The organism is Mesorhizobium sp. M1143 (assembly GCF_040318435.1).
GTDB lineage: Bacteria > Pseudomonadota > Alphaproteobacteria > Rhizobiales > Rhizobiaceae > Mesorhizobium.
Map to the genome: position 1 here is coordinate 27386 of NZ_JAMYMJ010000017.1, position 17676 is coordinate 45061.

The window sequence follows — 17676 nt, forward strand, 5'->3', positions numbered from 1 at the left end:
GTCATGCGGCCTTTTCTTTACCGCTTCCCTCATGCGCCGCCTTGGTGTGGGCCTGCAGGTCGCGCAATGTCGTCAGCTCGAGTTCCGTCGGCGCCGGCGTTTCGTCAAGCGCCTCGGCGAACTTTACGATCCAGCCACAGCTGTCCTGCACCTGCTGCCGCGTTGCGCCGGGATGCAACGACACCACGGTGAATTCCTTGCTCACCGGATCTGGCTTCCAGATGGCAAGGTCGGTGATCAGCAGCGTCGGCCCTGATGTCTCGATGCCGAGGCGCTGGCGATGGTCGCCGCCATCGCCATGGCCGAAGGAGGTGAAGAAGTCGATCTTCTCGACCATGCCGCGCTTGGACTGCGCCATGGTGATGTAGATCTCCTTCGACGAGGTGGCGATCTCCGGCGCGCCGCCGCCGCCGGGCAGGCGGGTCTTGGGATGCGCATAGTCGCCGATGATGGTGGTGTTGATGTTGCCGAACTTGTCGAGCTGGGCGGCACCGAGGAAACCGATCGAAATGCGGCCGCCCTGCAGCCAGTAACGAAACATCTCCGGCACCGAGACGGTCGTGACGGCGGTGTCGCAAAGTTCGCCGTCACCGATCGACAGCGGCAAAACATCGGGCGCGGTGCCGATGGTGCCGCTTTCATAGATCAGCGTGATGTCGGGCGCATGCGTCAGTCGCGCGACGTTGCAGGCGGCTGACGGCGCGCCAATGCCGACGAAGCAGACATCGTCGTTTTTCAGGGCTCGGCTGGCGGCAATCGTCATCATCTCATTGGGAGTAAAGCCGCTCATCCCGCGCTCCTCAGATGCTTTACGCGGCCGGCGAAATCGTCCGCCGTGCGATCGAGGACATTGGCCTGCATCCAGGTCTGGAATTTTTCACGGTCGGCGGCGATGTCGTCCCATTCGAGATAGGCGGCGTTGTCCCTGGCATAGTAGCCGTGCGCGTAGGAGGGATGCGAACCGCCTGATACCACCGAGATCGCAGCGATGGTCCAGCGCGGCAGCACGGTGAGGTTGGGATGCAGGTCGTCGAAATTGTCGACGACTTCCTCTACCGTCACCACGGCGCGCTTGGCCGCGAGCACCGCTTCCTTCTGGATGCCGATAATGCCTTCGACCAGAACATTGCCTTTTTTGTCGGCCTTCTGAGCGTGGATGAAGGTCACGTCCGGGCGGATGGAAGGAACGGCGGCAAGCACCTCGCCGGTGAACGGGCAGGTGACCGAGCGGATGTTGGGATTGACTGCCGCCAGCCCGGCGCCGCGATAGCCGCGGAACACTGCGCAAGGCAGGCCGGCAGCTCCCGCCTCGTAGGCGTTGGCCATGCCGGCATGGCTGTGCTCCTCGATCTCGATCGACCGGGGGAAGCCGTTCTCGATGGCGTCGCGGGCGCGGCGCAGCAGGCCGACGCCGGGATTGCCGACATAGGAGAAGATGATCTTCTTGGCCATGCCCATGCCGATCATCTGGTCGTAGACCAGGTCGGGGGTCATGCGGATGAGCGTCAGGTCGCGAAAGCCCTGGCGGATGGCCTCATGCGCCGCCGCCGTCGGGATCAGATGCGTGAAGCCTTCGAAGGCGACCGTGTCGCCATCGTGCAGGTTCTCCGCCACGGCCTGTTTGAGGGGCAGGAATTTGACCATCGCCAAGAACTCCGAAGTTCAAAAAGTTCGTATTGCGAACATTTGTTTTGTATGAGATATTTTTACATCGCGCCGCCGAGACGAGTCAAGGCGGCGCATTGTCTTGCGGAGGCCGCATGGAGGACGAGGCAACGACGCGCGACCATGTCGGCTCGCTGGAGCGCGGCCTCGCAGTCATGGAGATACTGGCCCGGCATCCGGCCGGGATGACGCTGACCGAAATGGCGGAGGAGGCGGGGCTGACCCGCGCCGGCGCGCGTCGCTTCCTGCTGACGCTAACCGCGACCGGCTATGCCACGCAATCCGGCCGGCAGTTTTCGCTGTCGCCGCGCCTGCTCACCATCGTGCGCTCTTGGCTCGGCGGCGCCTCGCTGTGGACATTCGCGGCATCCATCATGCGCGACGTCGCGGGCCAATTCGACGAGGCCTGTAACGCGGCGGTGCTGTCGGGCGAGGAAGTCGTCTATGTCGCGCGCATTCCTGGCCGCCGCATCCTCAGCGTTTCGCTCGATGTCGGCACCAGGCTGCCGGCGCATTGCACCTCGATGGGGCGCGTCCTGCTTGCGGGGCTGGGCGCGGATGAGCTGAGGGCCTTGCTTGCAGAGGCGAGGATCGAACGGCGCACGCCGAAGACGATCACCAGCCGCGCCGCGCTGGCCAAGGCCATCGACGCGGCGAGGGCGGATGGCTTTGCCGTCGTCGATGAAGAGCTGGAACTTGGCCTGCGCTCGATAGCGGTGCCGATCTATGACCGCGCCGGCAAGACCGTGGCGGCGATCAACGTCTCGACGCAGTCGGCGCGGTTCTCCGTCGAGGCGATGGAGCGGGATATCCTGCCAGCGCTGCGAACGGCCAAGCAACGGATTGAGGAATTTTTCTTCGTGTGAGCGCAAGGCTAATCGCCTGAGGGAAGCGCTGCCCCCGCTCTGTCTCGGAGACGGGACGCCCTGCGCGGTTAGCGTCGCCATGCGAACAAACGATGCCCGGGGCACCTGAGCACAACGCATATGCGTGAATCCAAATATATCGTTGACGTCGCCCTTCAACTCCAATATCGAACAGGACTATACAGGTTTACTGAACAGGTACCCATATGAAGCGGCGCGCGGTTCAACTTTCTCCCGGCACGGGCAAGCCCGAGCAGATCGCCACCGTTCTCGAACATGAGATCCGCTCCGGCGTGCTTGGCTTCGGCGACCGCCTGCAAAGCGAGAACGAACTCGTCCAGCGCTTTTCCGTCAGCCGCAACACGGTCCGCAAGGGCCTCGAGGAGCTGTCCAGCCGTGGGCTGATCACCACCAAGGTCGGTATCGGCTCCTTCGTCACTTTCGACGGCAAGCCGGTCGATGACAGCATTGGCTGGTCGCGGGCGCTTGCCAATGCCGGCGCCAATGCCGAGACCCGGACGCTGCGGCTTGAAGTGATCGAGGATGCCGATCTTGCCGCGCTGCTTGGCATCGAAAGCCCGTTCTTCATCGCCGTCGACCGGGTGCGCACCAATGCCAGCGACGGCCATGCGATCTCCATCGAACGCAGCCGCCTGCCGCTGTCGCCCGAACTGGAGGACGTGCCGCTGCGTGGCCTGCGCGAAGGCTCGCTGCACCAGACGCTGCGCGCCGCCGGCCTCATCCCAGACCATGGCGAGGAATGGGTGGGCATCGAGATGCTCAACCCCGAAGACGCCGCCATTCTCGGCTGCCCGCAAGGCACGCCGTTCCTGCGCGGACGCCGGCTGACGCGTGCGGCTGACGACCGGCCGATCGAATATGTAACCAGCCTGCTCAACCCGGCGCATTTCGCGCTGCATATGAGGTTTTGAGCGATGCCGGACAGAACCAACGACACGCTCGATCGCGCCATGGGCGCGCTTGTCGGTGGGGCGCTCGGTGATGCGCTGGGCATGCCGACGCAGCTTCTGTCGCCGGCGCGGATCGCCGAGCTATACGGCCATGTCGAGGATTTCGTGGCGCCGTTTGCCGATCATCCGGTGTCGAAGGGGCTCGTTGCCGGCACCATCACCGACGATACCGAACAGACGCTGCTGCTTGGTCGCATTCTCGTCGAGTCCGGCGACCGCTTCGATCATGCGCGCTGGGTGAACGCACTGCTCGATTGGGAGCGCGAGGTCAAGGCGCGCGGCAGCTATGACCTGCTGGGACCATCGACCAAGCGCGCCATCGACGCCATCAATGACGGCGTGCCGGCGGAAGAGGCGGGAAGCCGGGGCGACACCAATGGCGCGGCCATGCGCATCGCGCCGGTCGGCATCATGATGCCGCTGGAACCGCTCGACGCTTTTATCGCCAAGGTGGCGGAGACCTGCCGCGCGACGCACAACACCTCGATCGCCATTGCCACGGCTGCCGCCGTCGCCGCCGCCGTCAGCCGTGGCGTCGCCGGCGGCGACTGGCGTGCCGCTTCCGACAGCGCGGTAGCAGCCGCGCGGCGAGGCGCCAGGCTCGGACATTGGGTGACTGGTGGCGATATCGCCGCGCGTATCGCCTGGGCGCAGGAGCTCGTGCGCGGCAAGACCACGCGGGATGCGATCGGGCTCATCACCGATCTCGTCGGCACCGGTGTGGCCAGCCAGGAGTCCGTGCCGGCAGCTTTCGCCGTGCTTGAAGTCGCGCAGGGCGATCCCTGGCAAGCGGCAATCATCAGCGCCAATCTCGGCGGCGACACCGACACGATCGGCGCGATTGCCTCAAGCATGGCCGGCGCCTGCGTCGGCTTTTCGCAACTGCCGCAACAACACATCGCCAGGCTCGTCGGCATAGATATGGCGGAGGTGCGCTCGCTTGCCGAAGACCTCCTCGCGGCGCGCACGGCAAAGGCCAGCAAGGATGCCGCGGCATGAGTGGGCGTCTGGTCCATATCGGCAGCGCCGTCGTCGACTATGTCTACCGCATCGACGCCTTGCCGGCCCCGGGCTGCGAGAAGACCGCGTCGAGCTTTGCGCAGGTCGCCGGCGGCGGCTTCAACATGATGGTGGCGGCCAGCCGCACCGGCATGACGGTGGTGTTCGGCGGCCAGCTCGGCAGCGGACCGAATGGCGATTTTTTGCGCGCCGCATTTGCGGCCGAAGGCATCACAACGCTGACGTCGCCATCGCCGGTCATGGACAGCGGCAATTGCGTCGCCATGATCTCCGGGGATGCCGAGCGCACCTTCGTGTCGTGGCCCGGTGCGGAGAGCATTCTCAGCCTCGAGATGATGAGGCCCGTGGTGGTCGCGCCTGATGATTGGGTATTCACGTCAGGGTATACGCTGAGCTATCCCGGCAGCCGCGACGCGCTGACCGACTGGATCGAGGCGCTGCCAGAAAACATTCCCTTCGTTTTCGATCCAACGCCGGTCATCGCGGATATCCCACGTCCCATCCTGTCGCGGGTGCTTGCCCGTACGACATGGCTGAGCTGCAACATGACGGAAGCGGTCGAGATCGCTGGGCAAGGCGATGTCGAGGCACTCGCCGCCCTGCTGCTCGCCGACCACTGCCCAAAGGCCGAAGGCGTCGTTATCCGCGCCGGCGCCAAGGGCTGTTTCGTGAGGTTGGTCAATGGCGAGACGCAGACCATTGCCGGCTTCAAGGTCGATGCCATCAACACCAATGGCGCCGGCGACACCCATATCGGCGGTTTCGTCAGTGCACTCTCGCGCGGCGTGCACCCCTTCGAGGCGGCGCGCTATGCCAATGCGGCGGCAGCACTTTCCGTCACCCGCCATGGCGGTTCATCGGCGCCAACGGACACGGAGATTCAGATATTCCTGAGCCATGCCGATGATCACGAGCATGGCCGGAAGCAACAGGCCTAAACATGCCCCGCCAAGCGGGCAAACAATGAGAGGAACGAACATGCGTATGACCAGACTGACTGCTTTCCTGACTGCAACCTCCGTCATTGCCTCTGTGCTGGCCGCCAGTGCCGCCGAAGTGCATGTGCTCAATTGGAAGGGCTACGGCGCCGACGAGCCGTGGGCGATCGAAGCCTTCGAAAAGGCGACCGGCAACAAGGTCGTGAACGACTTCTTCAATTCCGAACAGGAAATGCTGACCAAGATCCGCACCAATCCGGGCCTCTATGACGTGGTCATGATCAACGCCGCCTTCAACGATCAGGCGATGGCGGAAAAGCTGATCCAGCCGATCGATACCTCCAAGCTGCCGAATTATGCCGACATCAGCAAGGACAAGGCGCAATCGCCGATGCTCGACCATGACGGCAAGGTCTATGGCGTGCCGTGGGTGTGGGGCCTGACGGCGCTGGCTATCAACGAAAAGGCCTTCGACAAGCCACCGACCTCGATCGCCGAAATGTGGGACCCAGCGCATAAGGGCCGGGTCGTCATTCGCGACGACGCTGTCGAAGCGGTGCAGTTCGGCGCCATCGCCACCGGCCAGAACATCAACGACATCAAGGATATGGACGCGGTCAAGACCAAGCTGACCTCGCTGATGCCGCAGATCAAGACCTTCTGGAGCTCGGAGAACGACTGGAACCAGATGGTCGCCTCCAACCAGATCGACATCGGCACCTATTGGAGCGGCTCGGCCGATCGCGCCAAGACCCACTTCAAGCTGCCGGTCTCGCTGGTCGTTCCGCAGGAAGGCGCCGTCGCCTGGCTCGACGCGTTCTCGATCCCGGTGGGCTCGAAGAATGTCGAAGGTGCGCAGGCCTTCATCAACTGGATGATCGATCCGAAATTCTATGTCGAATGGGTCACCAAGGTCGGCGCTCCGGTGTCGGCCAACACCAAGGCGGTGGAGGCGCTGCCTGAAGACTCCTTCAACCGCAAGGTGATGGGCGATCCCGAGGTGGCCAAGCGCATCCAGTTCCAGGCGCCGATCACCGACGCGCAGCGCGAGGCCTATCTGGCGCTGTGGCAGCAGCTCAAAGTCGACGTGAAGTAACGCTCACGTCCGGACCAGCCGGCGGTTGGCGCCGGCTGGCCCTTCAATCCTGGGGAGGAGGGTATCATGGCAGTACAGGGTGCGGTCGCGTCGCGCAGCGGGCTGAGATCGGCCCTGCCGCTGCTGGCGCCGGCCTATCTCTGGCTGACGGTGGCGATCTTCCTGCCGCTCTCGGCCATGGTATTCTTCTCCTTCATGACCGACCTGCCGCTGTCGGGAAAGCCGTGGGCGGTCACCCTTGGCAATTACGCCGCCTTCTTCTCGCAGAGCCTGTACCTGACGCTGCTGCTCGCTTCGCTGCGGCTCGGCCTCGAAGTGACTTTGTGGTGCGTCGTCATCGGCTACCCCGCCGCCTATGTGCTGGCCAAGGTGCTGAAGGGGCGCAGCCGCGAGGCGATCTTCCTGCTGGTCATCCTGCCGTTCTGGTCGAACGGGCTGGTGCGCATCTTCTCCTGGGCGATGGTGCTGCGCGAGGGCGGCATCCTCGACACGGCGCTCAACGCCGTGCTGCCGTTCAAGATCAACATCGACCTGATGTATTCCTATCCCGCAATCATCATCGGCCTGGTGCACTCCTACGTGCCCTATATGGTGCTGACCTGCTATCTCACGCTGCAGGCAATCGACGACTCGCTGATCGAGGCCGGGCGCTCGCTCGGCGCCTCGCGGCTGCAGGTGCTGAAGCGGGTGATCATCCCGCTGTCTATGCCCGGCCTGGTGGCAGGTGCGGCACTGATCTTCGTGCCGGTCGTCGGCTCGTTCATGGAGCCGCGCATTCTCGGCGGTCGCACCGGCACCTTCTACGGCACGGTGATCGAAGACCAGTTCGTCGCCGTGTTCAACTGGCCGCTTGGTGCGGCATTGTCGTTCATCCTGCTCGCCGTCGTGCTGGTCATCCTCGCAGTTGCCTCGCCGGTGCTGAAGAGGGCCGCGTGATGAAGACCACCCGCATCCTCCAAGGGCTGGGCCGGTTTTACATCTTCCTGCTGCTCGCCTTCCTCTATCTGCCGATCATCATCATGGCGCTGATGTCGTTCAACGTCTCGCCCTTCTACCAATTGCCGTTCGAATGGACGACGGAATGGTATGCCTCGCTCTGGCAGAACGACCAGCTGATCGCGGCCACCTGGAACAGCCTCGAGATCGCGGTCATTACCACGCTCATCTCAGTGGTGCTTGGCTCGGCCGCTTCGCTAGCGCTGTTCCGCTATGATTTCCGCGGCAAGAAAGTGCTGCAGGCGCTGCTGTTTCCGCCAATCGCCATTCCGTGGCTGATCACCGGCACGGCGATGCTGATCTTCTTCTTCGGCGTCGGCATTGGCCGCGGCCTGTTCGCCATCCTGCTCGGCCATGTGGCGCTGGCGCTGCCCTATGTCATCGTCGTCGTCTCGGCCCGGCTGCAGACTTTTGCACCGGAGCTGGAAGAGGCGGCGCGCTCGCTCGGCGCCAACCAGTGGCAAGTGACGAGGCGTGTGACGCTGCCGTGGATCATGCCCGGCGTCATTGCCGGCGGCTTGTTCGCATTTGCCGTGTCGTTCGACCAGTTCGTCGTCTCCTACTTCCTGGCGACGCCGGGCCAGACGACGCTGCCGGTCGAAATCTACGCCGCGATCCGCAAGGGGTTCACGCCCGAGATCAACGCGGTCTCGACCATCATCATCGTCGTGTCGATGGCGCTGATGCTGATCACGGCGCGCTTCTTCAAATTCGGCGGAGAGAAATAATGGCCGGCGTGCAGGTATCGAACGTCTCCCGCAGTTTTGGCGCGCACAAGGCGCTGGACGACGTCTCCATCGATTTCGCCGATGGCGGTTTCTATGGGCTGCTTGGCCCCTCGGGCAGCGGCAAGACCACGCTGCTGCGCCAGATCGCCGGCTTCGACTTTCCCGATACTGGCCGCATCACCATTGGCGGTGAGAGTGTGGAACGCGTGCCGGTCGAAAAGCGACGCATCGGCATGGTGTTCCAGAACTATGCGCTGTTTCCCAATATGAGCGTCGCCGATAATGTCGCCTTCGGCCTGTCGGTGCGCGGCGAAACGAAAGCGACGATCGCCACCGAAGTGCAGCGCGCGCTCGATCTGGTTCAGCTCGGCAAGCTCGGCGAGCGCCGGCCGCACCAGCTCTCCGGCGGCCAACGCCAGCGTGTGGCGCTGGCGCGCGCCATCGTCACCAAGCCGCGCGTGCTGTTGCTCGACGAGCCGCTCGGCGCGCTCGACAAGGCGCTGCGCGTCGACATGCAGATCGAGCTGAAGCGCATCCAGCGCGAGATCGGCATCACCGCCATCTTCGTCACCCACGACCAGGAAGAGGCGCTGACGATGAGCGACCGCATCGGCATCCTGCGCGATGGCAGGCTCGTGCAGGAGGGGCCGCCGGAGGAGATCTATGACCGACCGAAGAGCGAGTTCGCCGCCACCTTCCTTGGCGACGCAAACATTTTTCGTGGCGATGCGACCGGCGACGGCATCCGCCTGCCTGACGGCATGGCGATCGCCGCCGGGGTGGGTGATCGGCTTGCCGCCGGTACGAAGGCCAGCTGCGCCGTGCGTCCCGAACGCATTCGCATCGCGACCGATGCCGGGGTTGCGGATGCGGCCAATGCCAACGCTCTGAAGGGCCAGATCTCCAAGCGCATCTTCGCCGGCAACAACAGCACCTATTTCGTCGAGCGCGCCGGCCAGACGCTGAAGGTCATCGTCCAGAATACCGGCAATGACCGGCTGGCCGAGGGCCAGGATGTAATGCTCAGCTGGTCGCCGGAAAGCACTGTGCTGATTGCCGCAAACTAGTTCGCACCGTCACCCCGGCATGGTTCTGATGGGAATTGATGGAGCGGACCTTGGCTGATGGGCCGGCCATGGCGTTATATCCTGTCGTCCAAGGGAGGAATGGATGGCAGGCCATGGTTTCGAGCCGGATGTGAGGGTTCGCACCAGCGAATACCGGATCGGTTGCATCGGCGCCGGCATGATCATGGCCGAATGCCATCTTGCCGCCTATGCGCAGGCCGGTTTCCCAGTCGTCGCCATCGCCTCGCGCACCAAGGCCAGCGCCGAGAAGGTGGCGAAGCGCTGGAGCATTGCGACCGTCCACGACACACCGGAACAGCTGATCGAGGATTCTGAGGTCGAGATCGTCGACCTTGCCTTTCCGCCCGACCAGCAGCCGGCGCTGATCCGCCATGCGCTGAAGCAGCCTCACATCAAGGCGATCCTGGCGCAGAAGCCACTGGCGCTGTCGGTCGATGAAGCCGTGAAGCTGCGCGACGAGGCAGCCAAGTCAGGCAAGATCCTCTCGGTCAACCAGAACATGCGCTACGACCAGTCGATTCGCGTCTTGAAGCAGATCATCGACAGCGGCGCGCTGGGCGACATCGTCTTTGCGCAGATCGACATGCATGCGATCCCGCACTGGCAGACTTTCCTTCAGGACTACGACCGGCTGACGCTCGCCAATATGAGCGTGCATCATCTGGACGTGCTGCGCTTCCTGTTCGGCGATCCCTCGGAAATCACCACGCTGACGCGCAAGGATCCGCGCACGACATTCGACCATTCAGACGGCATCACCGTCTCGACGCTGCGCTTTCCCTCCGGCGTGCTCGCCGTGTCGCTGGAGGATGTCTGGTCCGGACCGCGCCAGGAAGGCTATGAGGACGACCAGCACATCAACTGGCGCGTCGACGGCACCAAGGGTGTCGCGAAGGGCACCATCGGCTGGCCGAAAGGCGCTGCCTCGACGCTGACCTATGCGTCGACCGAGACGACCGGCGGCAAATGGGTGAGCCCGAGCTGGGACACGATGTGGTTCCCGCACGCCTTCATCGGCGTCATGGAGCAATTGCAGCACGCGGTGAAGACCGGTGCGCCGTCGGCATTGTCGGTGGCCGACAACGTCAAGACAATGGCACTGGTCGAGGCCGGCTATCGCTCGATGGCGCAAGGCCGCACCGTCAAACTGTCCGAGATATCGATCGACTGAACATGCCCGCCGAATAGTGTGGCGGCTGAATCGCTTACCGGGAGGAGTTCACATCATGATGCAGGCAGGTATCTTCACCGGCTATTTCCCCTATGAGCTCGCCGAGGCCGCCCGCCGCATTCGCGGGCTCGGTTTCAACACGGTGCAGCTCGACATGCATTTCAAGGATGTCGATCTCTCGGCCGGGCAGATCACCGGGGACAAGGCCAGGAAAGTGCGCGACACGTTCCGCGACCACAATCTGCCGGTCTGCTGCATCTCGGGCTACACCAACATCATCCATCCCGACAAGTCCGAGCGCAACAAGCGTGTCGGCTATCTCAAGGAGATCATCCGCAATGCGCGCGACTTCGGCTCGCCCTACGTGATCTCGGAGACCGGCACCTACAACACCGAATCCGACTGGGTGCATCATCCCAGGAACAAGACCGAGGAAGGGTTCGAGGAATGCCGCAAGGTGATCTCGGACCTTGCCCAGACAGCCTATGACCATGGAGCGGTGTTCCTGCTCGAAACCTATGTCAACAATGTTGTCGGCTCGGTCGAGGAGACGGTCAAAATGTTCGCGCAGGTCGACCATCCCGGCCTCGGCCTGCTGATGGATCCGACCAATTATTTCGAGGCGCACAATATCGACCGCATGGACCAGGTGCTGAACCAGGTGTTCGACACGCTTGCCGACAAGATCCGGATCGCCCATGCCAAAGATGTGAAACGCTCCGGCAGCGACAAGACGGAAAAGCATGCCGATATCGGCGATGCGGATGCGCATGAGGGGCTGACCTTCCGCGGCGTCGGCGAGATCGAGTTGCCGGCGCCCGGGCTGGGATCGCTGAATTACGATCTCTATCTGCAGCGGCTCAGTGAGAAGCACCCGAACATCCCCGTCATCATCGAGCATCTGACCGAGGACGACGTGCCGCGGGCGAAAACATTTCTCGACGGGAAGTTCCGCGCCAACGGGCTTTGAGGTAGGCGAGACGGTGATGGCGACGGCGGCCAAGACAAAGCGCGATTACAGCCTGGTCGGCGAAAGCACCCGCCGGGCGATCGAGACCGGGCTGGCCTCGGCCGAGTGGTATCACACCGACGTGCCGCGCAAGGCAATGAAGGAACTGATGCAGCGCTCCGATGGGCCGGCGATCCGCGATACCATCATCTGGATCGCTGCGATCCTGGGCTCGGCCGCCGGCATCGTCTGGTTCTGGGGCACGTGGTGGGTGGTGCCGTTCCTGCTCGTCTATGGCGTGCTGTATGGATCGTCGAGCGACTCGCGCTGGCATGAATGCGGCCATGGCACCGCCTTCCGCACACGCTGGATGAACGATGCGATCTACGAAATCGCCAGCTTCATGGTGGTGCGCAATCCGGTGCAATGGCGCTGGAGTCATGCGCGGCATCACACCGACACGATCATCGTCGGCCGTGACGCCGAGATCGCGGTAATGCGGCCGCCAAATCTGGTCAAGGCGGCGCTTGCCTTCACCGGCATTCTCGATTTCCGTTATTCGCTGCCGATCCTGGCGCGCCAGGCGTTGGGCAAGCTGTCGGACGACGAAAAGAGCTACATTCCTGAGACCGAACAGGGCAAGGCCATCACGGCGGCGCGCTGGCATGCCGCCGTGTACGTTGCGACGATCGCCCTCGCGATCGCGCTGGGTTCATGGCTGCCGCTGGTGCTGATCGGCCTGCCGCGTCTTTATGGCAGCTGGCACATGGTTCTGACCGGCCTGCTCCAGCATATCGGGTTGGCTGACAATGTCGTCGACCACCGGCTGAACACGCGCACCGTCTACATGAACCCGGTCAGCCGCTTCATCTACTGGAACATGAATTACCACGTCGAGCATCACATGTTTCCGATGGTGCCCTACCATGCGCTGCCGAGGCTGCACGAGCTGATCAAGCACGACCTGCCGGCGGCGAACCCGTCCATATGGCATGCCTATCGCGAGGTCTGGCCGGTGCTGCTGAAGCAGCTGCGGTACGAGGATTATTTCCTCAAGCGCGAATTGCCGCCGACGGCGCGGCCCTATCGCGGTGAATTTCACGAGCTCGATATGTCGGCGGCGGCCGAGTAGCGAATAAACCACCCGCCTTCTATCCGGCCTGTTACGGGGCCGGTAAGGTGACCGGGAAAAGCAACCAGCCAACAGGGACATCCCGATGAGCCGAAAGAGACCGACCGTCGCCGATCTGCGCGCCATGAAGGGCAAGCGCCAGCTGACCATGCTGCGCGTTCTGACCATGGACGAGGCCGAGGCTGCCGAGCGGGCAGGGGTCGATATCGTCTCGGTGCCGCCCGAGCTGGTGCTCAACCCTGAGTATCGCGATGCGGCGCCTAGCCTGTTCACCATGCCGGGCGAGAACTTCTATGAAATAGGCACGGCGGACGATTTCCTGCGCTGGGCGTTCCGGCTCTACAAGGCCGGAGCCGACGCCGTTTATTGCAGCGCCGGTTTCGCCACCGTGAAGCGGCTCGCCGACGACGCGATCCCCGTGATCGGCCATGTCGGCCTCATTCCGTCCCGCGCCACCTGGACCGGCGGCTTCAAGGCCGTCGGCAAGACCGCCGACACCGCCATGCAGATTTTTGAGGCGGTCAAGCAGTATGAGGCCGTTGGAGCGCTTGGCGCCGAGATCGAAGTGGTGCCGGTCGAGGTGGCGAAGGCGATCTCAGAACGGACCTCGCTGATCATGCTGTCGATGGGTGCCGGCACCGGCTGCGACGCGCAGTATCTGTTCGCCGACGATATTCTTGGCCAGAACCGGGGCCACATGCCGCGCCATTCCAAGGTCTACCGCAACTTCGCCGCCGAGTACGATCGCCTGCAGGCCGAACGCGTCGCGGCGTTTTCCGAGTACGTTGCCGACGTCGATAGCGGCGCCTATCCGGAAGACAGGCATGTCGTGCGCATGGATCCGGCCGAGCTCAGCCTGTTCATGAAACGGGTGGACGCAAAGGGCTGACTACTCGGCCTCTTTGCCGGTCGTCGCAGCGCCTTGCCATGTTCCGTCGGCGAGCATTGCGTGGAGCACCTCGGCGTCTGTTCCCAGCGGCCGGTCTTCCCTCAGCATCGCTACATGCGCGCGCACCGCGGTATGGACCGCTGCTGTGCCGGGCGCCAGCTTGAGACCGTCGCGCAGGTCCACGGCTTGCGCGGCGGCCATCAGTTCGAAGGCGATCAGCCGTCGCCACAGCGCGATCATCCCGGCGCATTTCGACACGGCAAGCGGCGTCTGCGTGGCGTGGTCCTCTACGCCTTCGGACACGGCCAGGAAATCCAGCATCACCGGATTGGCCTTGTGGCGGATGCCGGCCAGGATTGCCGTTGCCGTCTTTTGCAGCGGCACGAAACCGGCCGAGGCGCCGCCAACCGGCGACAGATATCTGGGCAGACCGTTGCGACCGGAGCCGGCGAGCTGGATGAAGCGGGCAACGCTTGCCGCGGCGCATTGTGCGATCGCCAGGCCGAGCGTCTCGAAGGCCAGCGCCAGCGATGCGGTGTGGAAATTGCCGGTCGACAGAACCAGCCCGTCATCGCCCAGCACCAGTGGATTGTCGGCGGCGGCATTGAGTTCGATCTCCAGCGCCAGCCGCGCCTGGTCGATCGCCTGGATCAATGCACCATGGATCGACGGCATGCAGCGGATCGACAGCGGGTCCTGCAGGGTGGTCGGCGCCGGCTCTTCGTCGCGGGCAAGCAGGTAGCGCAAGCCCTTGGCCGCGAGTTGCTGGCAGGCTGCCGGCCGCGCCAGATGCAGGCGCGGATCGAGGATGGTGCGGTTGGCGCCAAACCCTTCCATGGTCAGCGCGCCGGCCTGCTGCTGTTGCGCAAAGGCCGACAGCGCGTCGGCCAGTACCAACGCGCCAGTGCCGGCTGATACCGCCGAGGCGTTGATCAGCGACAGGCCGTCTTTCGGCGCCAGGCTGATCGGAGCCAACCGCGCCATCATCAACGCCTTGGCCGCCGGCATGCGCCGACCCTGATAGTCAGCTTCGCCGTCGCCGGTCAGCAGACGGGCGAGCGCCGCCATCAGCACGAGATCGCCGGCGCCGATCGAGCCCAACTGCGGCATTACCGGATGCACGCCTGCATTGAGCGCATCGACAAGGGCGGTGAAAGCCGCCGGCGAAATGCCGGAGCCGCCGACTGCCAGCATCGCTGCGCGCGCAAGCATGGTCGCCCGCACCGCCTCTTGGGGCAACGGTTCGCCGACAGCGCCGCTTCGCCCTTCCAGCAACTGGCGCTGGAAGGCGCTGGCATCGCCCTCGACCGATGTGCCGAGATTGGCGCCGAGCCCGGTGTTGAGCCCATAGATTTGCTGACCGGACGCGGCGACCTGATCGAGCACTTTTCGCGCTTTGTCGAGCCTCTCGATGACAGCAGGCTCAACCTCCACCTTGCGGCCGGCGCGGGCGACCGCCGCGACATCCTCGACGCTGACGCCGGCGCCGGTGAGGACGAGCGCGCTCATGCGAAGCGCAGCCTCTGGCCGATGCCTTTATCAGCAGCCTTGGCCAGCATCGCCTTGCCCAGCGCAATGTCGGACAGCGACAGGCCGCGATGCCAGAACAGGATCGTCTCGTCGTCGCTCTGGCGTCCCGGCTTGAGACCGGCAGCGATCTGGCCGAGCTCGGCGTGCAGCGTCGCTTCGCTCAGCCGCCCGGTCTCGACATGGGCGCGCAGCGAGCCGAACTTGCCGCCTTTGCACTGGCCCCAGTCGTCGACGACCATTTTCTGCATGATGTCGGTCAATGACAGCTCCACCGCGCTCATCGTACCATAGGGCACGACCAGCGCACCGGGCTTGATCCATTCGGTCTTGAGCAGCGGCTGCGGCTCCGGCAGCCGTGAGGCTTCGACGACGATGTCGGCGCCCTTGATGCAGCTTTCCCAGTCGGCAACCGCGGTAACTTTCTTGCCGAGACCGGCCGAGAGTTTGGCAGCGAAGCCGTCGCGGCTTTCCGGGCGGCGCGAATGGACGCGGATCTCGTCGAAGTCGAAGAGATGGTCGAGCAGGCGCACATTCCAGTAGGCGGTGCCGCGCGCGCCGATATGGGCCAGCACCTTGGAGTTCTTGCGCGCCAGATGTTTGGCGCCGATAGCGGTGACGGCGCCGGTGCGCATGTCGGTGATGACGGTGGCGTCGAGAATGGCGCGCGGCGTGCCGGTGCGCGGATCGAACAGGTTTAGAATGCCAAATTCTGAAGGGAGCCCGTGCAGATAATTGTCGACATAGTCGCCGACGATTTTCACGCCCGCCGTATCGAGCGGCGCAACGTAGCCGCGCAGAACGTTGAAATGGCCATGGAAGGAAGGGGCGGGTTCAAGATGGACGCGCGGCTCGATCACCGTCTGGCCATTGCCTTGCGCGATAAGCCCGGCTTCGACAGCGGCAATGATTTCGCCGTCGGTCATCTCCAGGGCTTCGATATCGAGGCCATTGAGGTAGTCGATATAGATAGGCTTCATGCAATGTCCTTGGCCGCCCGCCCATCCATAACAGGCTGCGAGCCGACACGGAAGTTTGTTGGATAAGCTCTGGACGGGGCCAGCCATATGCTGTTCAACGCGGTTCGCCATGACTGCCGTTCCCGACACCGAGGCTTCCGCCGTAACCGCCAGCAATGCGCGGCGCGTGGCGCTGATCGTCGCCATCGCGTTTTTCATGCAGCTGCTGGATTCGACGATCATCTCGACCTCGCTGCCGCAGATGGGACAATCCTTCGGCGTGCCGGCGGTGGCGATGAGCATCGGCATCACCGCCTATATGCTGACCATGGCAGTGTTCGTGCCGCTGTCGGGCTGGCTTGCCGACCGCTTCGGCGCGCGCAACATCTTCCTGCTGGCGATCGTACTGTTCACGCTGGCCTCGCTGGCCTGCGGCTTCTCGCAAAGTCTGCCTCAGTTCGTTGCCGCTCGCGTCGTGCAAGGCCTGGGCAGCGCGCTGATGACGCCGGTCGGCCGCATCCTTGTGCTGCGCAATGCGTCGAAGTCGGAGCTGCTCAACGCCACGGCGCTGATCACCTGGCCGGCGTTGTTTGCGCCCGTGGTCGGGCCGGTGCTTGGCGGCTTCATCACAACCTATCTCTCCTGGCACTGGAATTTCTTCATCAACATCCCGCTTGGGCTCGTCGGGCTGGCGCTGGTCGCGCGCTTCATTCCGGGCGACCGCGCGGCCGATCCCAAGCCGCTGGATTGGCCGGGGTTTTTCCTCACGTCGCTGGGGCTCGCGCTGCTGCTCTACGGCCTTGAGCGCATCGCACATCCGGAAGACGGCGCCTTGCCCGCCGTGCTGCTGGTTGCCGCCGGCATCGTCATCGGCTGGCTGGCGGTGCGGCATCTCCGGCGCGCGCCGCATCCGCTGCTCGATCTCAGCGCGTTCAGGGTGCAGACCTTCGCCATCTCGACGCTTGCCGCCGGCACCATTTTTCGCGTGGCGATCAACGCCACGCCGTTCCTTTTGCCGCTGCTGTTTCAGGTCGGCTTTGGCCTTTCGCCGGTCGATGCCGGCTTGATGATCGTGGCCTACTTCCTCGGCAATCTCGGCATGAAGACGGTGACGACGCCGATGCTGCGACGCTTTGGTTTTCGCACGGTCATGGTCGTCAACGGCCTGATCGCCTCGGCCTCGATCATGGCGTGCGCGGCGATCTCGCCGGAGACGCCGCAGGCGCTGGTGGTAGCGCTGATGCTGATCGCCGGCCTGACGCGCTCGATGCAGTTCACGGCGCTGAATACTCTGGCCTTCGCCGACATCGATGCCGCGCAGCGCAACTCGGCGGCGACTTTGTCCTCCATGCTGCAGCAGATATCGATGCTGTTCGGCGTAGCGGTGGCGGCTGCCATCCTCAACCTGTCGCAGATCGTCAGGGGCCGGCCGGCGCTCGACCTCGTCGATTTTCGCATCGCCTTCCTGGTCATCGGCGCCATCGGGCTGGTGGCGGCGTTGCGGTTCCTCGTGCTGCCGCCCGGCGCAGGCGCCGAAGTTTCAGGCCACCTGACCAGGACCTGAATTCGCGATTTTCGCCGCTCAGGCGGCAATTAATTCCGCCTTGTGCTTTCGCCTCAGAACGGCACCTTTGCGCATACGCGCAATGGCGCAACGGAATGCCAAAAGCGCAGCCTTTTC

At 64.0% G+C, this 17676-nt stretch carries 17 protein-coding genes; 13 read left to right on the forward strand and 4 right to left on the reverse strand.

Annotated elements, in window-relative coordinates:
• Position 1 precedes the first annotated feature (1 nt).
• Both NKH35_RS14390 and NKH35_RS14395 read right to left on the reverse strand, forming a co-directional pair.
• Positions 2 to 790, reverse strand: coding sequence for a CoA-transferase subunit beta (locus tag NKH35_RS14390; protein WP_023804903.1), 789 nt, complete (start codon positions 788 to 790; stop codon positions 2 to 4).
• A complete protein-coding gene (locus NKH35_RS14395; RefSeq protein WP_023804904.1) occupies positions 787 to 1644 on the reverse strand; it encodes a CoA transferase subunit A in 858 nt (285 codons plus the stop codon). Before NKH35_RS14395 ends, NKH35_RS14390 begins: the two co-directional genes overlap by 4 nt.
• Before the next feature lie 116 nt (positions 1645 to 1760).
• Between NKH35_RS14395 and NKH35_RS14400 the strand changes: the two genes are divergently transcribed.
• The 12 genes from NKH35_RS14400 to NKH35_RS14455 all read left to right on the forward strand — a co-directional run bounded on the left by NKH35_RS14400 (position 1761) and on the right by NKH35_RS14455 (position 13509).
• Complete coding sequence (locus tag NKH35_RS14400) at positions 1761 to 2531, forward strand: IclR family transcriptional regulator domain-containing protein (RefSeq protein WP_023804905.1); 771 nt, start codon at positions 1761 to 1763, stop codon at positions 2529 to 2531.
• A gap of 206 nt (positions 2532 to 2737) precedes the next feature.
• Positions 2738 to 3463 (forward strand): GntR family transcriptional regulator, encoded by a 726-nt coding sequence (locus NKH35_RS14405; RefSeq protein WP_023804906.1) that lies wholly within the window; start codon positions 2738 to 2740, stop codon positions 3461 to 3463.
• Positions 3464 to 3466: 3 nt separating this feature from the next.
• Positions 3467 to 4501 (forward strand): ADP-ribosylglycohydrolase family protein, encoded by a 1035-nt coding sequence (locus NKH35_RS14410; protein ID WP_352915025.1) that lies wholly within the window; start codon positions 3467 to 3469, stop codon positions 4499 to 4501.
• The gene (locus tag NKH35_RS14415) at positions 4498 to 5460 is read left to right on the forward strand and encodes a PfkB family carbohydrate kinase (protein WP_352915027.1); all 963 of its coding nucleotides are present in this window, start codon (positions 4498 to 4500) and stop codon (positions 5458 to 5460) included. The genes NKH35_RS14410 and NKH35_RS14415 overlap by 4 nt, the downstream gene beginning before the upstream one ends.
• A 40-nt stretch (positions 5461 to 5500) precedes the next feature.
• The gene (locus NKH35_RS14420; RefSeq protein ID WP_352915029.1) at positions 5501 to 6556 is read left to right on the forward strand and encodes an ABC transporter substrate-binding protein; all 1056 of its coding nucleotides are present in this window, start codon (positions 5501 to 5503) and stop codon (positions 6554 to 6556) included.
• Positions 6557 to 6622: 66 nt separating this feature from the next.
• Positions 6623 to 7492: an ABC transporter permease gene (locus tag NKH35_RS14425; protein ID WP_352915032.1), complete on the forward strand. Its 870-nt coding sequence runs from the start codon at positions 6623 to 6625 to the stop codon at positions 7490 to 7492.
• On the forward strand, positions 7492 to 8280 hold the full coding sequence (locus NKH35_RS14430) for an ABC transporter permease (protein WP_352915092.1): 789 nt from the start codon (positions 7492 to 7494) through the stop codon (positions 8278 to 8280). Before NKH35_RS14425 ends, NKH35_RS14430 begins: the two co-directional genes overlap by 1 nt.
• On the forward strand, positions 8280 to 9347 hold the full coding sequence (locus NKH35_RS14435) for an ABC transporter ATP-binding protein (protein ID WP_352915034.1): 1068 nt from the start codon (positions 8280 to 8282) through the stop codon (positions 9345 to 9347). The genes NKH35_RS14430 and NKH35_RS14435 overlap by 1 nt, the downstream gene beginning before the upstream one ends.
• A gap of 103 nt (positions 9348 to 9450) precedes the next feature.
• Entirely contained in the window at positions 9451 to 10539 is a 1089-nt protein-coding gene (locus tag NKH35_RS14440; protein ID WP_352915037.1) for a Gfo/Idh/MocA family protein, read from the forward strand.
• Between the two features lie 55 nt (positions 10540 to 10594).
• Positions 10595 to 11509, forward strand: a complete 915-nt coding sequence (locus tag NKH35_RS14445) for a sugar phosphate isomerase/epimerase family protein (protein WP_352915040.1) — start codon at positions 10595 to 10597, stop codon at positions 11507 to 11509.
• A gap of 16 nt (positions 11510 to 11525) precedes the next feature.
• Positions 11526 to 12620: a fatty acid desaturase family protein gene (locus NKH35_RS14450; RefSeq protein ID WP_352915043.1), complete on the forward strand. Its 1095-nt coding sequence runs from the start codon at positions 11526 to 11528 to the stop codon at positions 12618 to 12620.
• 85 nt (positions 12621 to 12705) lie between these two features.
• Positions 12706 to 13509, forward strand: a complete 804-nt coding sequence (locus tag NKH35_RS14455) for a 3-methyl-2-oxobutanoate hydroxymethyltransferase (protein WP_023725437.1) — start codon at positions 12706 to 12708, stop codon at positions 13507 to 13509.
• On the opposite strand, the gene NKH35_RS14460 is transcribed toward NKH35_RS14455, so the two are convergent.
• Positions 13510 to 15018 (reverse strand): HAL/PAL/TAL family ammonia-lyase, encoded by a 1509-nt coding sequence (locus tag NKH35_RS14460; RefSeq protein WP_352515215.1) that lies wholly within the window; start codon positions 15016 to 15018, stop codon positions 13510 to 13512.
• The gene (locus NKH35_RS14465) at positions 15015 to 16016 is read right to left on the reverse strand and encodes an ornithine cyclodeaminase family protein (RefSeq protein WP_352915047.1); all 1002 of its coding nucleotides are present in this window, start codon (positions 16014 to 16016) and stop codon (positions 15015 to 15017) included. The genes NKH35_RS14460 and NKH35_RS14465 overlap by 4 nt, the downstream gene beginning before the upstream one ends.
• 109 nt (positions 16017 to 16125) lie before the next feature.
• On the opposite strand from NKH35_RS14465, the gene NKH35_RS14470 reads away from it, so the two are divergent.
• A complete protein-coding gene (locus NKH35_RS14470; protein WP_352915050.1) occupies positions 16126 to 17559 on the forward strand; it encodes a DHA2 family efflux MFS transporter permease subunit in 1434 nt (477 codons plus the stop codon).
• Positions 17560 to 17676 lie beyond the last annotated feature (117 nt).

Excerpts from the sequence above, each read along its gene's own strand:
- NKH35_RS14390 (WP_023804903.1), bottom strand. The coding sequence starts at position 790 with ATGAGCGGCTTTACTCCCAATGAGATGATGACGATTGCCGCCAGCCGA.
- NKH35_RS14395 (WP_023804904.1), bottom strand. The coding sequence starts at position 1,644 with ATGGTCAAATTCCTGCCCCTCAAACAGGCCGTGGCGGAGAACCTGCAC.
- NKH35_RS14400 (WP_023804905.1), top strand. The coding sequence starts at position 1,761 with ATGGAGGACGAGGCAACGACGCGCGACCATGTCGGCTCGCTGGAGCGC.
- NKH35_RS14405 (WP_023804906.1), top strand. The coding sequence starts at position 2,738 with ATGAAGCGGCGCGCGGTTCAACTTTCTCCCGGCACGGGCAAGCCCGAG.
- NKH35_RS14410 (WP_352915025.1), top strand. The coding sequence starts at position 3,467 with ATGCCGGACAGAACCAACGACACGCTCGATCGCGCCATGGGCGCGCTT.
- NKH35_RS14415 (WP_352915027.1), top strand. The coding sequence starts at position 4,498 with ATGAGTGGGCGTCTGGTCCATATCGGCAGCGCCGTCGTCGACTATGTC.
- NKH35_RS14420 (WP_352915029.1), top strand. The coding sequence starts at position 5,501 with ATGCGTATGACCAGACTGACTGCTTTCCTGACTGCAACCTCCGTCATT.
- NKH35_RS14425 (WP_352915032.1), top strand. The coding sequence starts at position 6,623 with ATGGCAGTACAGGGTGCGGTCGCGTCGCGCAGCGGGCTGAGATCGGCC.
- NKH35_RS14430 (WP_352915092.1), top strand. The coding sequence starts at position 7,492 with ATGAAGACCACCCGCATCCTCCAAGGGCTGGGCCGGTTTTACATCTTC.
- NKH35_RS14435 (WP_352915034.1), top strand. The coding sequence starts at position 8,280 with ATGGCCGGCGTGCAGGTATCGAACGTCTCCCGCAGTTTTGGCGCGCAC.
- NKH35_RS14440 (WP_352915037.1), top strand. The coding sequence starts at position 9,451 with ATGGCAGGCCATGGTTTCGAGCCGGATGTGAGGGTTCGCACCAGCGAA.
- NKH35_RS14445 (WP_352915040.1), top strand. The coding sequence starts at position 10,595 with ATGATGCAGGCAGGTATCTTCACCGGCTATTTCCCCTATGAGCTCGCC.
- NKH35_RS14450 (WP_352915043.1), top strand. The coding sequence starts at position 11,526 with ATGGCGACGGCGGCCAAGACAAAGCGCGATTACAGCCTGGTCGGCGAA.
- NKH35_RS14455 (WP_023725437.1), top strand. The coding sequence starts at position 12,706 with ATGAGCCGAAAGAGACCGACCGTCGCCGATCTGCGCGCCATGAAGGGC.
- NKH35_RS14460 (WP_352515215.1), bottom strand. The coding sequence starts at position 15,018 with ATGAGCGCGCTCGTCCTCACCGGCGCCGGCGTCAGCGTCGAGGATGTC.
- NKH35_RS14465 (WP_352915047.1), bottom strand. The coding sequence starts at position 16,016 with ATGAAGCCTATCTATATCGACTACCTCAATGGCCTCGATATCGAAGCC.
- NKH35_RS14470 (WP_352915050.1), top strand. The coding sequence starts at position 16,126 with ATGACTGCCGTTCCCGACACCGAGGCTTCCGCCGTAACCGCCAGCAAT.